This window comes from Saccharothrix sp. ST-888, from assembly GCF_000955975.1.
Classification (GTDB): Bacteria; Actinomycetota; Actinomycetes; order Streptomycetales; family Streptomycetaceae; genus Kitasatospora.
The window spans coordinates 1-326 of the sequence record NZ_JYJF01000771.1 but is presented as its reverse complement, the minus strand read 5'-3'; the positions used below and the strand labels follow the sequence as shown (position 1 = coordinate 326).

The following is a 326-nucleotide window of genomic DNA, read 5'->3' as shown; positions in this document are numbered from 1 at the left end:
GTGTTCCACACGGCCGGTGTGCTGGACGACGGTGTCGTCGACGGCCTGGCGGTGGAGCGGTTCGCCACGGTGGCGCGTCCGAAGGTGGATGCGGTGCTCAACCTGCACGAACTCACCGCGAACCCCGACCTGTCGGCGTTCGTCCTGTTCTCGTCGATGGCGGTCTCGGTCGGCAGTGCCGGCGAGGGCAACTACGCGGCGGCGAACGCCTTCCTGGACGCTCTGGCCGATCAGCGCCGGGCCGACGGCCTGGCGGCGACACCGATCGCGTGGGGCGCCTGGGCCGAGGCGGGTCTGGCGACCGAGGATCTCGTCGCCGAGCGCCT

Annotated in this window: 1 protein-coding gene; it reads left to right on the top strand. The window is 71.8% G+C overall.

Translation table 11 applies throughout. The annotated features are described in order from the left end of the window. Positions 1 to 326, top strand: a 326-nt coding sequence (locus tag UK12_RS34510; RefSeq protein WP_045307176.1) for a KR domain-containing protein, incomplete at both ends; no start/stop codon positions are given.